This window comes from Bifidobacterium hapali (genome assembly GCF_002259755.1).
Taxonomy (GTDB): Bacteria; Actinomycetota; Actinomycetes; order Actinomycetales; family Bifidobacteriaceae; genus Bifidobacterium; species Bifidobacterium hapali.
This window is the reverse complement of the sequence record NZ_MWWY01000026.1, coordinates 104,333-122,408: the sequence shown is the minus strand read 5'-3', so window position 1 is coordinate 122,408 and position 18,076 is coordinate 104,333. Positions and strand designations below refer to the sequence as shown.

At 58.2% G+C, this 18,076-nt stretch carries 17 protein-coding genes, 1 tRNA gene and 1 pseudogene; 4 read left to right on the top strand and 15 right to left on the bottom strand.

Going from position 1 to position 18,076, the window contains the following annotated elements; all coding sequences use genetic code 11:
• Positions 1–170: 170 nt before the first annotated feature.
• Entirely contained in the window at positions 171–956 is a 786-nt protein-coding gene (locus BHAP_RS07425) for a hypothetical protein (RefSeq protein ID WP_143248758.1), read from the top strand.
• A gap of 275 nt (positions 957–1,231) precedes the next feature.
• Positions 1,232–1,447 (top strand): annotated as a pseudogene (locus BHAP_RS12150) (variant leucine-rich repeat-containing protein); the annotation flags it as partial.
• A gap of 19 nt (positions 1,448–1,466) precedes the next feature.
• On the opposite strand, the gene rsmI reads toward BHAP_RS12150, so the two are convergent.
• The 5 genes from rsmI to BHAP_RS07400 all read right to left on the bottom strand — a co-directional run bounded on the left by rsmI (position 1,467) and on the right by BHAP_RS07400 (position 6,196).
• Complete coding sequence (gene rsmI / locus BHAP_RS07415) at positions 1,467–2,498, bottom strand: 16S rRNA (cytidine(1402)-2'-O)-methyltransferase (RefSeq protein ID WP_338024690.1); 1,032 nt, start codon at positions 2,496–2,498, stop codon at positions 1,467–1,469.
• A 115-nt stretch (positions 2,499–2,613) separates the two neighbouring features.
• Positions 2,614–3,582 carry a tetratricopeptide repeat protein gene (locus BHAP_RS07410; RefSeq protein WP_094730093.1) on the bottom strand — a complete coding sequence of 323 codons (969 nt, stop codon included), beginning with the start codon at positions 3,580–3,582 and terminating at the stop codon, positions 2,614–2,616.
• A 24-nt stretch (positions 3,583–3,606) separates the two neighbouring features.
• Entirely contained in the window at positions 3,607–3,774 is a 168-nt protein-coding gene (locus tag BHAP_RS11645; RefSeq protein WP_158216453.1) for a hypothetical protein, read from the bottom strand.
• 154 nt (positions 3,775–3,928) lie between these two features.
• Positions 3,929–4,948: a DUF8094 domain-containing protein gene (locus BHAP_RS07405; RefSeq protein WP_420807723.1), complete on the bottom strand. Its 1,020-nt coding sequence runs from the start codon at positions 4,946–4,948 to the stop codon at positions 3,929–3,931.
• Between the two features lie 9 nt (positions 4,949–4,957).
• Complete coding sequence (locus tag BHAP_RS07400; RefSeq protein WP_244569343.1) at positions 4,958–6,196, bottom strand: hypothetical protein; 1,239 nt, start codon at positions 6,194–6,196, stop codon at positions 4,958–4,960.
• 153 nt (positions 6,197–6,349) lie between these two features.
• Between BHAP_RS07400 and BHAP_RS07395 the strand changes: the two genes are divergently transcribed.
• Positions 6,350–7,363: an FKBP-type peptidyl-prolyl cis-trans isomerase gene (locus BHAP_RS07395; RefSeq protein WP_094730091.1), complete on the top strand. Its 1,014-nt coding sequence runs from the start codon at positions 6,350–6,352 to the stop codon at positions 7,361–7,363.
• A 236-nt stretch (positions 7,364–7,599) separates the two neighbouring features.
• Here the strand turns inward: BHAP_RS07395 and nucS are convergent, their stop codons facing one another.
• The 10 genes from nucS to BHAP_RS07345 all read right to left on the bottom strand — a co-directional run bounded on the left by nucS (position 7,600) and on the right by BHAP_RS07345 (position 17,471).
• Positions 7,600–8,433: an endonuclease NucS gene (gene nucS, locus BHAP_RS07390; protein WP_169713185.1), complete on the bottom strand. Its 834-nt coding sequence runs from the start codon at positions 8,431–8,433 to the stop codon at positions 7,600–7,602.
• A 412-nt stretch (positions 8,434–8,845) separates the two neighbouring features.
• The gene (locus BHAP_RS07385) at positions 8,846–9,160 is read right to left on the bottom strand and encodes a F0F1 ATP synthase subunit epsilon (RefSeq protein ID WP_094730089.1); all 315 of its coding nucleotides are present in this window, start codon (positions 9,158–9,160) and stop codon (positions 8,846–8,848) included.
• Entirely contained in the window at positions 9,160–10,647 is a 1,488-nt protein-coding gene (gene atpD, locus BHAP_RS07380; RefSeq protein ID WP_094730088.1) for a F0F1 ATP synthase subunit beta, read from the bottom strand. Before atpD ends, BHAP_RS07385 begins: the two co-directional genes overlap by 1 nt.
• Positions 10,648–10,651: 4 nt before the next feature.
• The gene (locus BHAP_RS07375) at positions 10,652–11,581 is read right to left on the bottom strand and encodes a F0F1 ATP synthase subunit gamma (RefSeq protein WP_094730087.1); all 930 of its coding nucleotides are present in this window, start codon (positions 11,579–11,581) and stop codon (positions 10,652–10,654) included.
• 3 nt (positions 11,582–11,584) lie between these two features.
• Positions 11,585–13,264: a F0F1 ATP synthase subunit alpha gene (atpA, locus tag BHAP_RS07370; protein ID WP_094730086.1), complete on the bottom strand. Its 1,680-nt coding sequence runs from the start codon at positions 13,262–13,264 to the stop codon at positions 11,585–11,587.
• A 94-nt stretch (positions 13,265–13,358) separates the two neighbouring features.
• Positions 13,359–14,186, bottom strand: coding sequence for a F0F1 ATP synthase subunit delta (locus BHAP_RS07365; protein WP_094730085.1), 828 nt, complete (start codon positions 14,184–14,186; stop codon positions 13,359–13,361).
• A gap of 58 nt (positions 14,187–14,244) precedes the next feature.
• The gene (locus BHAP_RS07360; protein WP_094730110.1) at positions 14,245–14,766 is read right to left on the bottom strand and encodes a F0F1 ATP synthase subunit B; all 522 of its coding nucleotides are present in this window, start codon (positions 14,764–14,766) and stop codon (positions 14,245–14,247) included.
• Between the two features lie 85 nt (positions 14,767–14,851).
• Positions 14,852–15,079, bottom strand: a complete 228-nt coding sequence (atpE, locus tag BHAP_RS07355) for an ATP synthase F0 subunit C (RefSeq protein WP_094730084.1) — start codon at positions 15,077–15,079, stop codon at positions 14,852–14,854.
• Positions 15,080–15,209: 130 nt separating this feature from the next.
• Positions 15,210–16,022, bottom strand: a complete 813-nt coding sequence (gene atpB / locus BHAP_RS07350) for a F0F1 ATP synthase subunit A (protein WP_094730083.1) — start codon at positions 16,020–16,022, stop codon at positions 15,210–15,212.
• A 414-nt stretch (positions 16,023–16,436) separates the two neighbouring features.
• Positions 16,437–17,471 (bottom strand): homoserine O-succinyltransferase, encoded by a 1,035-nt coding sequence (locus BHAP_RS07345; RefSeq protein WP_094730082.1) that lies wholly within the window; start codon positions 17,469–17,471, stop codon positions 16,437–16,439.
• Between the two features lie 170 nt (positions 17,472–17,641).
• On the opposite strand from BHAP_RS07345, the gene BHAP_RS07340 reads away from it, so the two are divergent.
• A tRNA-Met gene (locus BHAP_RS07340) sits at positions 17,642–17,715 on the top strand.
• Positions 17,716–18,076 lie beyond the last annotated feature (361 nt).

Here is an 18,076-nt window from a genome sequence, read left to right as displayed (position 1 = left end):
GGCTATACGTAAGTTATCCGTAAGTTATCCGCAGGCTATCCGCTGATTACATGCCAAGTTATCCACCGACTTATCCACAATTTACGATTTCCCGAAAAAGATATGCACATATCCACATTTTCGCCTTCCGCCGCTGGCGCACCGAGGAACAACCCGGTATGGTCATCGACATGAACATGCAAACAAACACATTGACCGCTAGCCGTAACTGGGCTAGTCCGACGAATCGCGGCCCGACCGGCCCATCCGGCCCGACCGGCCCAGCTCACCGCGGCCCCGCGAATCTAGGCAGCTACGGCCCCACCGATCGCGACGCCACGATCGAAACAACCAGCGAAACGCTCGCGAAACTTGGTATCACGCCGACGCCCACCGCCGGACGCCGCTATATGACGTGCGCACAGACTGCAGCAAAGCCGCTGCTCAACGATCGCGATTTGCCCGGACCGCTCAGCCTGCGCGCACTATCCGATTTCGGAACCGTGTCGCAACTCGACGCCGTCAGCGGCTACCAGACCACGCACGCAGACACGTTATACGGTCGGTCCACGATCCTGTCCACGCTCGTCCCGCACAATACCACTGTGTGCGCACTCACCGCCGCGTGGTTGTGGCTCGGCGGACTGTTTCCGAATACTGTTGACGTGATTTCGCGCTCGCATTACCGCACGATTGTGCACGATCGTTCGATTCGCGTGTTCAATCGGCGCAGTCCTCCCGAGCATCTTATTCGAGTCGGCGATACGCGCGTAACAACGCCGGCGCGCACGGTATGCGATCTCGTATTGCTACCGGAGCTGGCCGAAGACAACGGCGATACGGTTGATCGGATGGTCACGGACATGATGCAGGAGTATCGCGTGACGCCGGACGATTGCTTGACGATTCTCGACAGGAATCCGTTTTGGCCGCGCGTGGCCGCGGCACGTTCGATTTTCGAAGGACTGACAGGATGAGATTGAGGCCAGCTGCGGCCGCGCGCGGGAGTTCTCGTAAACGCCAGCGCGTGGATTATCGGAGACGAGAACAGACAGACCGGTTGCGTGAAACAACGACTGGCAGTGCAAACGGACGATTAGGTCGTCTCGAACAGCTGGATTCGCACAACGAGCGCGACACACGTTGCGATGCGTATGATGCGCACGATGAGCGCAGTGGTACCGGTGCTGCTGATCGTTCCCGCGTGCAGCGTCGCAAGGTCGACCGTAACCGCAGTCGTGGGGATACAACACTCGAACCACCGCAACCGCCGATCGAGCTCACGCCGCTCGTGGCGTGCGATCCGAACACACCGATGGAGGTACTGTGGCATATTGCTCGTGAAATTCCCGAGTTGCGGCGTTGGCTGGTCGCTCATCCGCAAGCAGATGCGGCGTTACTTGAATACGTGGCGCAAGCTGGCGGTCCGGGCGTTAATGAAGCGCTCACCGTACTGCTCGATGGCTGATAACGAATGAGCGCGCTAATCAGCCTTTGATACGTAGTACGGCGGCGTAGACCTGCTTACGATTGGGTAGCGAACCATCAGCAAGCGGATGCTCGCTGACGACCTGCGCGATCGCATCCTTGATACGCAACCCGTCTTCGAGCGCGCGATCAATCGCAAGTACGGCCAGCTCGTCCACGCTTAACGTGGCAGGCGCTGCAGCGGCAGCTTCCTCGTCGGATGCACCGCCGATTACGAGTACGATCTCACCGCGCGGCGGATCGTCGATTACGCCTTGGCGAATCTCGCTGATCGTACCGCGGCGAATCTCCTCGTAATCCTTGGTCAGCTCGCGGCACAGGGCCATCGGACGGTCTGCACCAAATCCGTCAAGCAGATCGTCCATCGACTCAGCGATGCGATGCGGCGTCTCGTAAAACACGATCGTACGGCGTTCGGATTGCAGCATGCGCAAGTGCTGAACACGTTCGGCATGCTTGCGCGGCAGGAATCCTTCGTAGCAGAATCGGTCAGTCGGCAGTCCAGACAGTGCGAGCGCATCGAGTACAGCGCTCGGTCCGGGCGCGCAGGTGACTGGCAGTCCGCGTTCGATCGCGCGACGTACGATCGCGAGTCCTGGATCGTTGATCGTAGGCATGCCAGCGTCTGAAACGACGAGCACTGTTGCGCCGGTTTCAACGCGGTCGAGCAGTCCGTCGGCTTTGTTGCGCTCGTTGTGATCGTGATACGCGACGACGGTTCCGCCGACGTGTACGCCGAGCCGATTTGCGAGATCGTACAGTCGACGTGTGTCTTCCGCGGCGACAATATCCGCGTCGGCAAGCAGCGCGCGCAGTCGTGCAGACGCATCCGCGACGTTGCCGATCGGCGTGGCCGCGAGTACGACTGTGCCACGCGGAATCGTGATCGTTACCGTGTCACCTACCGTGTCGCCGTGGACATCGTCACTCGCGTCACTAGACACACTGTCAAGCACATCGCTCAAGTCGGCATCGTCAACCATGTCGGTCGGTTCACTCATCGCCTGTCCATTCGTCCTGTCTGCCGTCATATGTCACAGTATTCCTTACGCTACGTACCGTGCGTAACGGCATAAGCCCAATGTAACTACCCCTCAATCGACTTCGTCGACAGCTCATTCTGTAATTACAGACGAGCGAGGGATGTCAGAACATCAGTGTGGCGAGGCGGCGACGCGCGCGCTTGAGGCGTTCGTCAGTCGGCTCAGGAATCGCAAAGTACTCAAGCAGACGCTTGCGAACGGGCTCAAGTTCGTCCTTGTGACCAGCCGCAAGCCAGTCAAGCAGACGGTCGAACGCGTCCTGAATCTGGCCGCCGATCATATCAATATCGGCGACAGCCAACTGCGCGTCCACGTCGTCAGGGTGCGCAGCTGCAGCGGCACGCACTTCGCGCACGTCGGCGGTTGCAGAACGCGCGAGAAGCAACGCCTTGGAGCGTTCGCGCGCGGCGAGCGTATCGTTCGGATTCGCTTCGAGTACCTTCTCGTAAGCTGCGGCCGCACCGGAGTAGTCGCCGGAAAGCGCGAGACGGTGCGCTTCCTCATGTTCGGGCGGAATCTGCTCGGCCTGCTCTTGCGCAGCCTTGCGATCGGCTTCAGGGTCGCCTGAGTACGGCGCAGTACCAGTGACGCCTTGCTGCTGAGCGAGTTGGATGATTTGCGGCAGGACTGCGTCAGTGATTTGCGTGAGCTCGTCGTCGGTAGGAACGCCGGGCTGGGTGACCATCATCGGCTGACCGTTGACGAGAGCGAATAGCGCGGGTACTGCGGTGACGCGGAAGGCTTGCGCGATCTGCGGGTTTTCTTTGACGTCGATACGCGCGAGTTGGATTTGACCGTTGAGCTTGTTGACTGCATCGCCGAGCGCGCGAGCCATGTCGAATAGGCGGTCGTCGTTTGCAGTCCACAGTAACAGCAGGATTGGGAATGTGGCAGATGTGGTGACTGTTGCTTGGAACGTGGATTCAGTGACGTCGATGACGTAGCCGCCAGCTGCGGGAGCGCCGCCCAACTCGCCGGGAGCGGCTTTTACCTGATGCTTGAGCTCGTTGAGATCGCCGCTTTGGTTATTATTGCCCTGACCGACGAGCCAAGAATCGTACTGATCAACCATCACTGCCTCCACGTAGGTGTTCTGTCATGCTGGGTCGCGGGCGGGAACATGCTTCGCCGCAACCGTACCATTTGGCATTGTAGTGTCTCGACGAGAATATGCGGTGAGCCAGTCGCGCTCGGCGTATTTTTCTTGCGCGCCGAGATGGCGGATCTGTGAAATCGCAGCTCCCCTGACAAGGGGAGCCACCATTGGCGAGACGCACTGAGGAGCAACGCTCAGGGCGCTCCGTTGTGGGGTGAGCATGCTCACAGAACGCGTGCACAGACCGCCGTCCGAACCCGAAGGCGTGCTCAGGCACGTCGAGCGGTGAGGAAAGGCGGTCTGTGTGCGTGGTCTGTGAGCATTACAGGGCTTCAACTTTGACGACTTGCCTATCCGCACCCACTGCCGTGATCTGTTTACCGGAATCTTTGGCCGGAACATACAGAGCAATAGTGTTGACGTAGGAAACGCGGATGGTGCTGGTGGATTTGGCGTCGCCGAAAAGAGCTCGTTCGTCGTTGGAGGCGGGCTGGGATTCGCGTCCTTCGCCGGCTTGGCGAGTCCATTGCGAGTTGATTTGCGCGACGACAAGGTCGCCACCGTCGACGGAACGCATGACATGAATCGCACCGTCGACGGGGGTAAACACTTGTTGTTGGGTGCCGTTGTTGCGAGCCATGCCGTCCGCGACTTGCTGCGTGGTGGTGGCAAGGTTTTTGCGTAGTTCATCGTCAGCGATATTGGCCGCGTATTTGCTGTTTGACCCGTTGGCGAGCACGTCGGCGTATTGGTTGACGGCATCTTGCGGGGTGGCAACGAGTCCACTGTCAGTGGGCGAGCCGAGTGATGCGCCGATTGTAGGAACGGCGAAGCTGGGCAGCGTGGTGCCTTGGAAGAGGCGGGCTACGCCCCACAGTTTGTAGTTGGAGCGCGCTGAGTCTTGAACCATGACGAGGAGTCGTTTGGACTGCTGATCTTCGGTGGTGGTGGTGATGCTGAAGACGGCGCGCGGCCAGCCTGAATCGGTTGGGATAACGGTTTGCGCGATGTCAGCTGGGATGGTCGCGTACTTGTCGAGTGTGCCGGTCGTGCGTGCGATCGTGATGCGGCTTGAGTAGATGTCGAGTGCAGGACCGGTGACGCGCGAGTCAAGTCCGTCGGTATTTTTAGAGTCACCGGCGGCTTGGTACGCGTCAAGAATGGCTTTACGAATGGCTTTTTCCTGCGCTTCTGTCAAGTCTGGCGTTGCGGTGGTTGACGTACTGGTATCAGCGGTCGTATCGGTTGACGGTTGCGGAATCTGGCCTTCGCAGCCGGCGAGTGAGACGGATACAGCGATCGCCAGTGTTGCCGCTGCGAGAGTACGCATAGTTTTGGTGATGATCATTGCTTATTTCGCCTCCTTATCATCGTGCGCAGAGTCATCGGTAGCAGTATCGTCCGTACTGTCAGTTGATTCCTGTGCGAGTCGCGCGAAGTACGCTTGCAGTTCTTCCGGTGTGATCACGGACGTCGCTGCCTCGTTGCCAGCAGAATCATCAGCGGACATATCGGAAGCCGTACTGTCATCTGCAGACTCGGCAGCCGTTTCGTCAGTCGAAACGTCACTGATCGTCGCCGTGGACTGCGCATGATCGTCCGTCTGCGGCAGGCCGCCGCCGATCGGTGCGATTACCGTCGTCTCTTCGGCTGCGAGCGCAGCTTCCGCGACCAAGTTACGCGCGGACGGATCAACGATCGTCGGCTGCGATCCTGTTGTCTCGACGGACGTCTCAGTATCACGATGCGTACGGTGACGATGCCGAGAATGACGCGACTTCGACGACGCCGAACGCGGTCGAATCGCCGCCCAGCTACCAGCGATCGCCTCGCTGATCGCGACTTCTTCGGCCTTCGCCGCAGCGCTCGCCACGACTCGCTTGCGACGCTTGTGCGGCGGCATTGCGAACAGCGACGCGGTCAGTACAGCCATGACGGCGAGTAGTCCGCCCGCAAAATAGAACGGTATTGCGAAATCTGGCAGCGTCTGACGTACCCAGTGCAGTGACACATCCGCCGAACCTGACTTGCCGAGATCGATCAGTGCCATCGTCGACGCGCCCGACTCGACTTCCGTTTTCACGCTCACCGAAACTTTTCCACAGGTCACTTGCGTCCACATATCCGAATCTTTGAACGCAACCGCAGACTTATCGTCGGTTTTCGCATCGTCTTTCGCGATCACCTGATCAGAAGAAAGCGTATGCCAGTCGTGCAGTCCAGTCACACGCGCGTACGCTGCGCCGGCAACCCAACCGTTGATATCCTTGCCACTGCCGAGTGCCACGCAAATCTCGTCGCTCGCCGTCGAACGAACAGTTAACGTGGCTTGCTGATCGACCAGCGGCAGTACGCCGGGATCGGTGGTGATGTACTGCACGCCGCTCACGGACGACGTCGCCGTGATCTCACGGCTCGGCTTCCACACGGTCGCGTTAAGTAATCCCAGCGCGACGCATGTGACGGCGAGCATGCCAAGGATCGGCGTAATCAGGCCACGCATAATCCACACGCGGCGAGCTTCCGCCTTCGCTCGCGCCTTGCGATCGTCTTCTTGCGTATCCGCAGTATCTTGGTTGTTCACAGTCATAGCCATCCCATTCTACAGTCCTTCTGCCGGCTGGCTCAAGAACGTGCGGGGAAACGTGCGGTACGGGGGTATGATCGGCGGCGTGTGTGCGTGGTAAGCGAGCTGGATGGGTGTCATCAGGCAACATCAAGCAGTGCCAGTAAGGTGGACATCATGCGCAAGAAGACTCTTTCCCAGTATTACAACGCCGTGCTGTCCGGCATGTGCGCACTCGGCCTGTGCGTGACGCTCGCCGCGTGCGGTAGTTCGTCGAATGCGAACAACTCGTCGTCGAACGGCTCTTCGTCGTCTCAGTCGTCCGATTCAAAGTCATCCGGCTCGTCCAGCTCGTCTAAGGACGCCTCGTCACTCAAGGATCTGCATCAACTCGCCGGCATTACCGCGACCGGTGATCTCGGCTCAAAGCCGAAAGTCACGCTCGCAAACACGCCGATGACCGTGGAAGACGGCGCGTATGCCGTGCTGCAAAAGGGCGACGGTAACGAAGTGAAAGATACTGATCGCGTGTGCGTGCAAGGTATCGCGGTGAACGCCAAGGACGGCTCGGAACTGATGAGCACGTGGGAAAAGAACACGCCCGACTGCTCGTGGGATTTGACTAGTAGCACGCTCAACACCGCGTATAAAGAGCTGTTTGTGGGACAAAAGATTCATACGACACTCGCGTTCGGTGTCAACGATTCCAACAGCTCAGGCACGTCGTACATTATGGTGCTTACGATTGTTTCTTCCGCGCCAGACCCAACTAAAGCGACTGGCACTGAAGTGAGCGACGTACCGGCCGATTTGCCGAAGGTGACGCGTGCGGCGGATGGTAAGCCGTCGATCAAGATGAACGGGTACAAGGGTAGCGACAAGCTCGTCGTGCAGCCGCTGATTAAGGGTTCCGGCGCGACGGTTCAGGAGTCGCAGTCGGTGAAGGTGCAGTATACCGGCTGGCTGCTGGATGGGAAGCAGTTCGATTCGTCGTGGGATAAGGGCACACCGATCGACTTCTCGTTGAGCAGTGTGATTAAGGGATGGACGCAGGGCTTGGCTGGGCAGACGGTTGGCTCGCAAGTGCTGCTCGTCGTGCCGCCGGACCTCGGATACGGTGACAAGGCGACCGGTTCGATCCCGGCAAACTCGACGCTTGTGTTTGTGGTCGATATTCTCGCGGCGTACTGATCACCACGGGGGTTGCCTCTGGGGTGTGTAACGCCTTGAAAACGAGCGTAAGTGCGCGCATTCGGCACAGGTGCGCGCAGTTACGCTCGTTTTTTGTGTAAAAATCAAGCGTAAGTGCGCGCGGGACTCGATATTGCGCGCACTTACGCTTGATTTGTGCAGGATATTGCTGCTGAGACCCGCTTGCTCGACTCCCCCTGACAGGACGTTGCCGTGAAAAAAGACTGCCTCCCCAACTAGAACAGGCGCAGGGAGTCATCTTCGGCGCCGCGCATTTCGTCGTAGTCGAGAATCAGGCAGGTGAAGCCGCGATCTTGCGCAAGGACGCGCGCTTGCGGTGTGATCGTTTGCGCGGCAAAAATCCCACGCACTGGCGCGAGTAACGGATCACGATTGAGCAGCTCACAGTATCGTGTCAACTGTTCGACACCATCGATACCGCCGTGCCGTTTGATCTCGATCGCCACGTGCGTACCGTCCGCGTCGATCGCCATAATATCGACCGGTCCGATCGCAGTCGGATATTCGCGACGCACGAGCTTCGCACCCTCACCGATGCGGGTAATCTGTTGCGCAAGGTAACGCTGCAGATGATCCTCGACGCCATCCTTAATCAGTCCCGGGTCCTCGCCGAGATCGTACGTTTCGTCTGAGTAGATGCGGTACAACGCGACTTCGAGAATATCGCTCGACTTGTCAGCCGCGACGCGCAACAGTTTGATCGGCGTGAGCTCAGACGGGTCCTTGCCGACGACGGATACGTGCACGTCATCGGTTGCATCGACGCTCGATACGGTTGTGTCAGCATGCGACGAATCAGCCGTGTCACCTACCGTATCGTTAGACGTCACCGCTGAACTTTCCGTTGCAGTCAGGGCGGCTGTATCCGGCACGATCTCCTTGATCGTGCACGGTGCCGCCATCCAGTTGAGCGGCTTATATGAGCCGAGTTCAGAAAAAATCAACAGACTATTATCAGCCTTGATGAGCAGAACGCGCCGCGCGGGCGGCAACGAGGCCGTCAGACGGCCGGAATACTCAGCAGAACAGTCAGCAACGATAATGCGCACGGCGCACCACTGTAGCATACGGCGTCACACGCGCCCGCGGGCATCGCGCTCACCCAGCAATCCTGCGTGGCAGAAAACGCTCACTGACACACCCCTCAGCAAGCAAAAACCGCCACGCCAACCCCCGCGTGGCAGAAAACACTCACTGACCACACCCTCAGCAAGCAAAAACCGCCACGCACTAAATGTGAGTGGCAGAAAACGCTCGCTGAGGGGTACCTAAGCGAGCAAAAACCGCCACGCCAACCCCTGAGTGGCGGAAAACGCTCGCTGAGGCGGGTCTCAGCGAGCGTTTTCTGCCACGCGGGTCGAGGCCACCATCGGAATCGGGCCGTCGTTACGCAATACAAAAACAGCCTCCCTCGCATCACGCGAGGAAGGCTGTCAAAGTGCGTGCACACCGAGCGAACGACTACTCGGCGTCTGCATCAGTGTCCACACCGGCGGTGCGAACCACGTTACGGGCACGTTCGACCGCAACCGTGAGCTTGTTCGAGTCGAAGGAGATGAATCCGTCAGCGACCTCGAACACATGGCGTTCCCCAGCCGGGTCAACAACCGTCAGCGAACCGCCTTTAATAACGGTTAGCACCGGCTCGTGATCGGCCAGAATACCCATCTCGCCCTCAGAGGCCGGGATAGTTACGGAACGCGCTTCACCGTGCCACACGGGGTGGTCGGCGGCGACGATATTCACCTGCATCAAGGTCTTTGAGGACTCAGCCATTACTCACCCAGCTCCTTCTGCATATCGTGCCACTTCTTCTCGAGATCGTCGATGCCGCCGATGCCGGAGAACGCCTGCTCCGGAACGTCGTCGTACACGCCATCGCAGATGCGCGTGAAGGCTTCGATGGTCTCGTCGGCCGGCACGTACGAACCCGGGCGACCGGTGAACTTTTCAGCCACATAGAAGTTCTGGCCGAGGAACTGCTCGATACGACGGGCGCGGTTGACGGTGGTCTTATCCTCTTCGGAAAGCTCGTCGATACCGATCAGGGCGATGATGTCCTGCAGTTCCTTGTTACGCTGCAGAATCGCCTTGACACGGTTGGCGCACTCGTAGTGAGCCTGACCGACGTAACGCGGATCGAGGATTCGCGACGTCGAGCTCAGCGGGTCCACAGCCGGGTAAATACCCTTAGACGCAATGTCACGAGACAGCTCGGTGGTTGCATCCAAGTGGGCGAAGGTCGTAGCCGGAGCCGGGTCGGTGTAATCATCGGCCGGCACGTAAATGGCCTGCAGCGAGGTGATCGAGTGACCACGCGTCGAGGTGATACGCTCCTGAAGCGCACCCATCTCGTCGGCGAGGTTCGGCTGGTAACCCACGGCGGAAGGCATACGGCCCAGCAGCGTGGACACCTCAGAACCGGCCTGCGTGAAGCGGAAGATGTTGTCGATGAACAGCAGCACGTCCTGATTCTGCACGTCACGGAAGTACTCAGCCATCGTCAGTGCGGTCAGCGGAACACGCAGACGGGTACCCGGCTGCTCATCCATCTGGCCGAAGACCAGTGCGGTCTTCTCAAGCACGCCAGCCTCGCCCATTTCGCCGATCAGATCGTTACCCTCACGGGTACGCTCGCCAACGCCAGCGAACACGGACACACCACCGTGGTTCTGAGCCACGCGCTGAATCATTTCCTGAATCAACACGGTCTTGCCGACGCCAGCGCCACCAAACAGACCGATCTTGCCGCCCTGCACGTACGGGGTCAACAGATCGATGACCTTAATACCGGTTTCAAACATCTGAGTCTTGGACTCAAGCTGATCGAATGCCGGCGGCTTGCGGTGGATAGGCCAACGCTCGGTGACCTTAATCGTCTCGTCAGCCTTCTTGTTGAGCACGTGACCAGTCACGTCGAAGACATGGCCAAGGGTCACGTCGCCAACCGGCACGGAAATCGGGCCGCCGGTATCGGTGACGACCGCGCCACGAACCAGACCATCGGTCGGCTTGAGCGCGACGCAACGCACGGTAGAATCGCCGAGGTGCTGCTCGACTTCCATCGTGATCGTGTGAGCGGTCTCGCCTTCCTCATGCTCGCCGGTGTTGGTCAGACGCACGGTCAGTGCATTGTAAATGTCAGGCAGGTGGCCCACCGGGAATTCGACGTCGATAACCGAACCCTGGATACGCGTGACGCGACCATTGATCGGCTCTGCGGCCGTCTCGGCAGGTGCTGTGGTCTGAAGATTCTCAGCCATATTCCTACTCTTCCTTGTTGTTCAGCGCGTCGGCGCTGCCGATGATTTCGGTAAGTTCCTGGGTAATCGATGCCTGACGCGAAGCGTTGAGCTTACGAGTCAGATCATCGATCAGGTTACGGGCGTTGTCCGTGGCCGTATGCATGGCGTTCTGTCGGCTTGCAGTCTCGGATGCGGCCGCCTCGAGCAGGCACTCGTGAATACGCGACTGGATGTACTTCGGCAGCACGGCATCCAGCACTTCCTCGAGGCTCGGCTCGAAGGAGTACAGCGGCGTGGCCTTGTTGTCATCACTCGGCGTATCGAAGCCCGGCTTAGCAGCCTCATGTTCCGGCTCGATAACCTCGACCGGCAGCATGCGCAGCACGCGCACTTTCTGCACGACCATGTTGATGAACTCGGTGTAGACGATGTAGAGTTCGGAGACCCCACCTTCAGCAGCCGGCTTCATGTAAGCGTTCATGAGGGCCGAGGAGATCGTCTCAGCGATTTCGACGCCAGGCTTGTCGGTGTCACCCTCCCACGTATCGGCGATGGCGCGATTGCGGTACTTGTAGTACGTCACGCCGCGACGACCGTATACGTATAGTTCCGGCTGCTTGCCGTCCGCTTCGAGACGGTTGAGCAGATCTTCCGTTTCACGGATGATCGACGACGTGTACGCGCCGGCCATACCACGATCCGCCGTGAGGGAGAGGACGGCGACCCTAAGATTGTCGTCCTCGTCCTTCTTCACGATCGGATGCGTGATATGTGAATGGGCCACCACAGCCTGTACGGCATCGAAAATCGCATCGGCATAAGGCTTCGCGTTCAAGGCCACGGTGCGTGCCTTGGCGATGTGCGAAGACGCGATCATCTCCTGGGCGTTGAAGATCTTCTCCAACGACCCAGTGGAGGCGATCCTGCTCTTCAATGCGAGTTGCGATCCCATGCGCTACTTCTTTTCTCCAGCCATCGGGTGCTTGTTCGGATCGTGTTCCGGCTTTTCAGCGTTGGACACGATCTTCTCCTGCTCGATCGGGGTCGGGTTCTTCGGGGCCTTCTTCTTCTCGACCAGAGGCTTACCGGCCTTGGTCACGTAGGTCGAACGGAACTCGTCCACAGCCTTATCGAGGGCAGCCTCAGTATCAGCAGTGAAGTTCTCGGTGTCACGGATGGTGGTGAGGATGTCGGTGTTGTGATCGAGCCAGTCGAGCAGTGCATGCTCGAACGGCAGCACGTCACCCAGCGGCAGATCATCCATCTTGCCGTGAGTGCCGGCCCACACCGAAACGACTTCCTGTTCCATCGAGTACGGCGAGAACTGCGGCTGCTTCAAGAGCTCGGTCAGGTGAGAACCACGGTTGAGCTGAGCCTTGGATGCAGCGTCCAGATCAGACGCGAACATCGCGAAGGATTCCAGCGAACGGTACTGTGCCAGCGAGATCTTCAGCGTACCGGAGACCTTCTTGAGTGCCTTGGTCTGCGCCGCGCCACCGACTCGGGAGACGGAAATACCGACGTCCACAGCCGGACGCTGGTTTGCGTTGAACAGATCGGACTGCAGGAAGATCTGACCGTCGGTGATCGAAATCACGTTGGTCGGAATGTAGGCGGACACATCGTTCGCCTTGGTCTCGACGATCGGCAGACCGGTCATCGAGCCGCCGCCGAGGTCATCGGAAACCTTGGCGCAACGTTCAAGCAGACGAGAGTGCAGGTAGAACACATCGCCCGGGTACGCTTCACGCCCTGGCGGACGACGCAGCAGCAGCGAGATCGAACGGTAGGCTTCAGCCTGCTTCGACAGATCGTCGAAGACGATGAGAACGTGCTTGCCGTGGTACATCCAGTGCTGTCCGATAGCGGAACCGGTGTACGGAGCAATGTACTTGAAACCTGCGGAATCAGATGCCGGGGAGGCGACGATGGTCGTGTACTCCATCGCGCCAGCTTCTTCAAGGCTCTGACGCACGGATGCGATAGTCGAGCCCTTCTGGCCGATAGCGACGTAGATACAGCGCACCTGCTTCTTCGGATCGCCGGATTCCCAGTTCTTCTTTTGGTTGATGATCGTGTCGATCGCGATAGCCGTCTTGCCGGTCTGGCGGTCGCCGATGATGAGCTGACGCTGACCGCGGCCGATCGGCGTCATAGCGTCGATAGCCTTAAGACCAGTAGACATAGGCTCGTCAACCGGGTGACGATGCATCACGTCGGGGGCCTGAGCTTCGAGGATACGACGACCCTCGATGCCCTGAATCTCACCCAGACCGTCGATCGGGTTGCCCAGCGGGTCCACGGTGCGGCCGAGGTAGCCGTCGCCAACAGGCACGGAGAGCACTTCGCCGGTGCGACGGACCTCCTGGCCTTCCTCGATACCTGCGAAGTCGCCGAGGATAACCACGCCGATCTCACGGGCGTCAAGGTTAAACGCCAGGCCGAGCGTGCCATCCTCAAAGGTCAGCAGCTCATTGGCCATGCAACCAGGCAGTCCCGTCACGTGCGCAATGCCGTCGCCGGCCGTGGCCACGTAGCCCACCTCTTGAGTGGGCGTGTCCGACGGCTTGTACGACTCGACGAACTCATCGAGCGCCTTGCGTATCGTGGTGGGATCAATGGTAAGTTCTGCCATGATCACTCCTTGTTGTTATTGGTAAATCTGTAGGATCTCACGCCGTCCGCTCGCGTGTGTTCGTTTCGCTGCGGGCAGCGCGGATGTGTTCGCGTCAGGCGCTAGCCTGCACGGTGCGGTTCAAGTGCTGAAGCTGGGCGACCACCGTGTTATCGGTAACTTCGTCGCCAATCTGAATGCGCATGCCGCCGATCACGGAAGGATCGACAACCGAATTGATGTGCACCGGATGGCCGACGCGCTTGGTGTAGATGTCCTTAAGTTTGCTGACTTGCTCGCTCTTGAGCGGTGTTGCGGTGGTCACAGTGACCATCGATTCGCCCATGTGACGCGAGAACTTGTTGATCAGCCACTGGATCGTCTGCAGATAACGACGGTTGCGCAGGTTGCAGGTCGCGTGTTCAGCGAGGCGCTTGGTGACCTTGTTGAGATCAGAAGTACCGATCAAACTGTTGAGCAGCTTGGTACGAGCCTCAGCTGGCGCACTGTCATCAGACAGTTCGGAGCGCAGGACTGGCATACCGAGCAGTGCAGAATGCAGTTCAGCGAGTTCAATCGAAATCTGCAGCGTCGTGCCAGTAGCGTCCGCGTAGTACATCATGCCGTCAACGCCGAAATCTTCCACGGCGTTAGCGATATCGGACACGCGGCTCCAGCGACGACCAACCAGATCAGTCATGATCTCAAGCGTCATCGGATGCGCCTGATCGCCGATCAGGGTCTTGAGAACGGCGACCTTGTCCGCAACCGGACGCGACGGATCAGTCAGCGCACGTTCCAGCTGAACGTTGCGATCGAGGACGTTGGTGAGCGAAAACAGTTCGTTACCGATACGCCATGCGTCCTGCCCGGCTTCGCGCAGCTTAGGCGCCAGCGAGTCACGGGAGACTCGGTCAGCGATACGCGATGCTTCTCCTCGCATTGGTCACCTCCTTTTCCTTGACTTCCTTGACGTTTGCGTTGTAGTCACTTCTCGACAGTCACTTCTTGTCAGCGTCCATCTGGTCGAGCATGGTGTCGATCATGTTCGACTGCACGTCCGCGTCCTCCAGCTTGGAGCCGAGAATCTTGCCAGCGAGAGCTGCGGCGAGCGTGCCGACTTCGCCCTTAAGGCTGACCATAGCCTGACGATGCTGCGACTCAATAGAGCGCTGCGCGTTAGCCGTGATCTGTGCCGCGTCGGATTCGGCGCGAGAGCGAGCGTCTGCGATGATATGCGAGGCTTCTGCACGAGCGTCGTCGCGGATCTTGGAGGCTTCGATACGAGCGTTGCTCAGCTGGGCTTCATACTTGGCCTTAGCTTCGTCCGCTTCTTTCTTGGCCTGCTGGGCCTTTTCGATATTGCCTTCAATCTTTGCCGCGCGCTCGTCGAAGATCGCATTGAACTTCGGCATGAAGAACTTGTAGAAGAACAGCGCAACGATGACAAGGATGATCAGGGACCACACGATGTCATACACTTCGGGGATAAACAGCTGGATGCCGTCTGCCGCCAATGTCATCATGAAGCCCTCCTTTCACTGTTGTTCATGGGATTGCACGGTATATCGTGATATCGTGCGCGATGTCAATCGTTACTTTGCGTTACTAGAGGATCAGGGCCGCAACGAAGCCGATCAGAGCCAGAACCTCGACCAGAGCCAGACCAATGAACATGATCGTCTGGATCTTGCCGGACATCTCAGGCTGACGAGCGGTGGATTCCATTGCCTTACCGAAGAGGATGCCCAGACCAATGCCAGGGCCCAGAGTACCGATGCCGTAGCCGATCACGGACAGGTTGCCAGCGACCTCAGCGAGGGTGATGATATCCATTGTTTTTCCTTTCTAACGTACGTGGTGACGTTATAAATCTTTAATTTGCGCGGTTTTGCGTGAACGTTATTTACGCTATTTACCGTTATCTACCGTTATCTATGCAATCCGCCGCGCATTTCTCCCGTGATTACTCCTCGGGGAAGCTCAGGTTGATGTACACAGTCGACAGAATCGCAAACACATAGGCTTGCAGGAACGCGACGAACGCCTCGAAGCAAGTCATCGCGAAACCGCCTGCGAACCACAGCGCACCGACCGGGATACCTTGCAGCTTGTTAACTGCGTCAACCATCCAGTACTGTGCGAACGCAAGGCAAGTGGCAACCATAAGGTGGCCGGAAACCATGTTCGCGAAGAGTCGAATGGTCAGCGAAGCCGGACGGATGATGAGCAGCTCAAGCAGGTTGATCGGCGCGAGCAGAATGTACACAGGCCACGGCACGCCCGGCGTAAACAGCTCGTGACGCAGGTAGTGGCCGATGCCCTGCGAGCGAGCAGCTGCGATCCAGTACTGGACCATCGTCCACAATGCGAACACCAGCGGCATGACGACGGTCGCGGTGGCGGCCATGTTCATGCCCGGAATGATGCCGCACAGGTTGAAGACGAAAATCGTGAAGAACAGCGTGGTAATCATTGGGACATACCGCTTGCCGCGGGTTTCACCCATGATGTCGTAGACGATCTTGTCGCGCACGAAATCGAGGCCGTATTCGACCACGCCCTGCCAGCGGCCGGGAATCAGCTTCGCATGGCTTGCAGTGATGCCGAGCACGATCAACAGGACCGCAGTGGCGACAATACGAATAAGAATGATGCGATTAATTGCGAACGGAGTTCCTTGGAACAGGATCTCCTGAGGAAGGAAGTCGTTAACCGACGGAAGGTTTGCGCCCGTCTCGGCGGCCAACAGCAGACCCGTGCCGAATGCACCGACCATAATCACGCCTCCTGCTTCTTGTTTCCGGTGTCAGTTTAGCCCACCGGGTGGGGCGAATGTGACGTGCCGGTTACTTCCGTCTCCCCGGTTCAGGGTCTGCGCGGCGTGGCTAGGAGTCGACGCTGTGCATTCGACTCCGAATGGCTGGAAGTGATTATTAGACCGCGTTCGGACAAATTCGAAAACGCTTGCAAAACCGCCATATTCTCGGCGTTTCTCGGTTTATGGGTATATGGACAATCCGTTAGCAAATGTCATGTTAACGCGATCATTACCATTCACAATGTGATCTTTCGCATATCCACGTCGTGACCGTTATCCTGTCCACTTTGTGGACACGTAGCGATTGGTGATCGGTGGTGGCTCCCTGTCAGGGGAGCCGAGATAAATCACTCCGCGCGGTTTGCTGGCTCGTCAGCCGACGATCACGCCATAACCATCGTGCATAAACGGTACGAAACCGTCCTTGCGCGGCGAACCGGGCTCGTGACGAATCGAACGGTCCGTACCAAGCCGCTTTTCACGACGCAACTGCGGCACTTCAGTCAGATCGTACGGCGTCGTCTGATACACCCAGTTCAACCAGTTTCGCCACAACAGGTTACCGTGTGCACGCCAACTAAACAGCGGCTCGAGATTCGGGTCATCGTGGGGGAAGTAATTCTTCGGGAACGGCACATTCGTCAGTCCCTTCGCCATGTCGCGTTCATACTCTTCCGCAAGCGTGTACTTGCCGTACTCCCAATGACCGAGCGCGAACACTTCCGAAAAATCGCGCGTTGCGATAAGTCCCGGACCAGATTGTGGTCCCCACGTAAGCACTTGCAGATCATGGTTCGCCGCAATATCATCCTCGTTCACGCCGGCAAGTCGCGAGTGCGGCTGCAACGCGATTTCGTCAAATCCGTTCGTCAAGAAACAGTACTCATCCTGCAAATACTGCGGGAATACGCCGAAAATCTTCTCCGGATAGTCAACCTTGCGCACGCCGTAACGGTAGTTGAGCGCACCCATCGCACCCCAGCACAAGTACATCGTTGAAAACACGTGCGTTGACGCCCAGTCAAGAATCTCACGGAACTCGTTCCAATAATCGACTTCCTCAAACGGCAAGTGCTCAACCGGCGCGCCCGTGACCACGAAACCGTCGTAATAGTTGTCCACGAACGCGTCCAACGTCTCGTAAAACTTGAGCAGATGATCGGCAGAAACGTGAGTAGCCTCGTGCGTCGAGGTCTTCATGAAATCAATCTCAACCTGCAACGGCGATTTCGAGATGAGTCGCAGCAGCTGTGTTTCCGTCTCAATCTTCTTTGGCATGAGATTTAAGATCACCAGTTTGAGCGGACGCACGCGTTGACGCTCCGCTTCGGACTTCTCGAGCGCGAAAATGCGCTCTGAATCGAGGATGGCTCGGGCCGGCAGGCCACTGGGGATCTTGATAGGCATGTCTACTATTATGGCAACAAGGCGACGACGGGATGCCTAGTGGGTTATAGCAATCCGTTATGTCGTGCTATTGATGGGTTTTGGAATGCACACATAGGAGCGCGACACGCCGATTTGACATAGCGGCGTTCGACGGTATCTTAGATAGAGCTGTCTTACAGACAAGCCGACGCGGGGTGGAGCAGCTCGGTAGCTCGCTGGGCTCATAACCCAGAGGTCCATGGTTCAAATCCATGCCCCGCTACTGGTCAAAGGCTAGGAATCACAAGGTTCCTAGCCTTTTTCGTTTTCCGGCTGTCCTGTCCTTGTAATGCCACTCAGTTCTCAGCTCCCGCGCGTGCCGCGTGGCGGAAAACGCTCGCTGAGGGCACCGTCAGCGAGCGTTTTCTGCCACTCCAACTAACGCGTGGCGGTTTTTGCTCGCTGACAGCCCCCTCAGCGAGCGTTTTCCGCCACGCACTATACGGAATGGCGGTTTTTACTCACTAGCGAACACTCAGCGAGAGAAAACCGCCACGCACAATTGCGCGATATCATGCCACAACATCCCGAGAGATAAAGATACGCCCATCAAATCCTGAATGTTAACGATGCACACATCCGCC

Excerpts from the sequence above, each read along its gene's own strand:
- BHAP_RS07425 (WP_143248758.1), top strand. The coding sequence starts at position 171 with ATGAACATGCAAACAAACACATTGACCGCTAGCCGTAACTGGGCTAGT.
- rsmI (WP_338024690.1), bottom strand. The coding sequence starts at position 2,498 with ATGACGGCAGACAGGACGAATGGACAGGCGATGAGTGAACCGACCGAC.
- BHAP_RS07410 (WP_094730093.1), bottom strand. The coding sequence starts at position 3,582 with ATGGTTGATCAGTACGATTCTTGGCTCGTCGGTCAGGGCAATAATAAC.
- BHAP_RS11645 (WP_158216453.1), bottom strand. The coding sequence starts at position 3,774 with ATGGTGGCTCCCCTTGTCAGGGGAGCTGCGATTTCACAGATCCGCCAT.
- BHAP_RS07400 (WP_244569343.1), bottom strand. The coding sequence starts at position 6,196 with ATGACTGTGAACAACCAAGATACTGCGGATACGCAAGAAGACGATCGC.
- BHAP_RS07395 (WP_094730091.1), top strand. The coding sequence starts at position 6,350 with ATGCGCAAGAAGACTCTTTCCCAGTATTACAACGCCGTGCTGTCCGGC.
- BHAP_RS07385 (WP_094730089.1), bottom strand. The coding sequence starts at position 9,160 with ATGGCTGAGTCCTCAAAGACCTTGATGCAGGTGAATATCGTCGCCGCC.
- atpD (WP_094730088.1), bottom strand. The coding sequence starts at position 10,647 with ATGGCTGAGAATCTTCAGACCACAGCACCTGCCGAGACGGCCGCAGAG.
- BHAP_RS07375 (WP_094730087.1), bottom strand. The coding sequence starts at position 11,581 with ATGGGATCGCAACTCGCATTGAAGAGCAGGATCGCCTCCACTGGGTCG.
- atpA (WP_094730086.1), bottom strand. The coding sequence starts at position 13,264 with ATGGCAGAACTTACCATTGATCCCACCACGATACGCAAGGCGCTCGAT.
- BHAP_RS07365 (WP_094730085.1), bottom strand. The coding sequence starts at position 14,186 with ATGCGAGGAGAAGCATCGCGTATCGCTGACCGAGTCTCCCGTGACTCG.
- BHAP_RS07360 (WP_094730110.1), bottom strand. The coding sequence starts at position 14,766 with ATGACATTGGCGGCAGACGGCATCCAGCTGTTTATCCCCGAAGTGTAT.
- atpE (WP_094730084.1), bottom strand. The coding sequence starts at position 15,079 with ATGGATATCATCACCCTCGCTGAGGTCGCTGGCAACCTGTCCGTGATC.
- atpB (WP_094730083.1), bottom strand. The coding sequence starts at position 16,022 with ATGGTCGGTGCATTCGGCACGGGTCTGCTGTTGGCCGCCGAGACGGGC.
- BHAP_RS07345 (WP_094730082.1), bottom strand. The coding sequence starts at position 17,471 with ATGCCTATCAAGATCCCCAGTGGCCTGCCGGCCCGAGCCATCCTCGAT.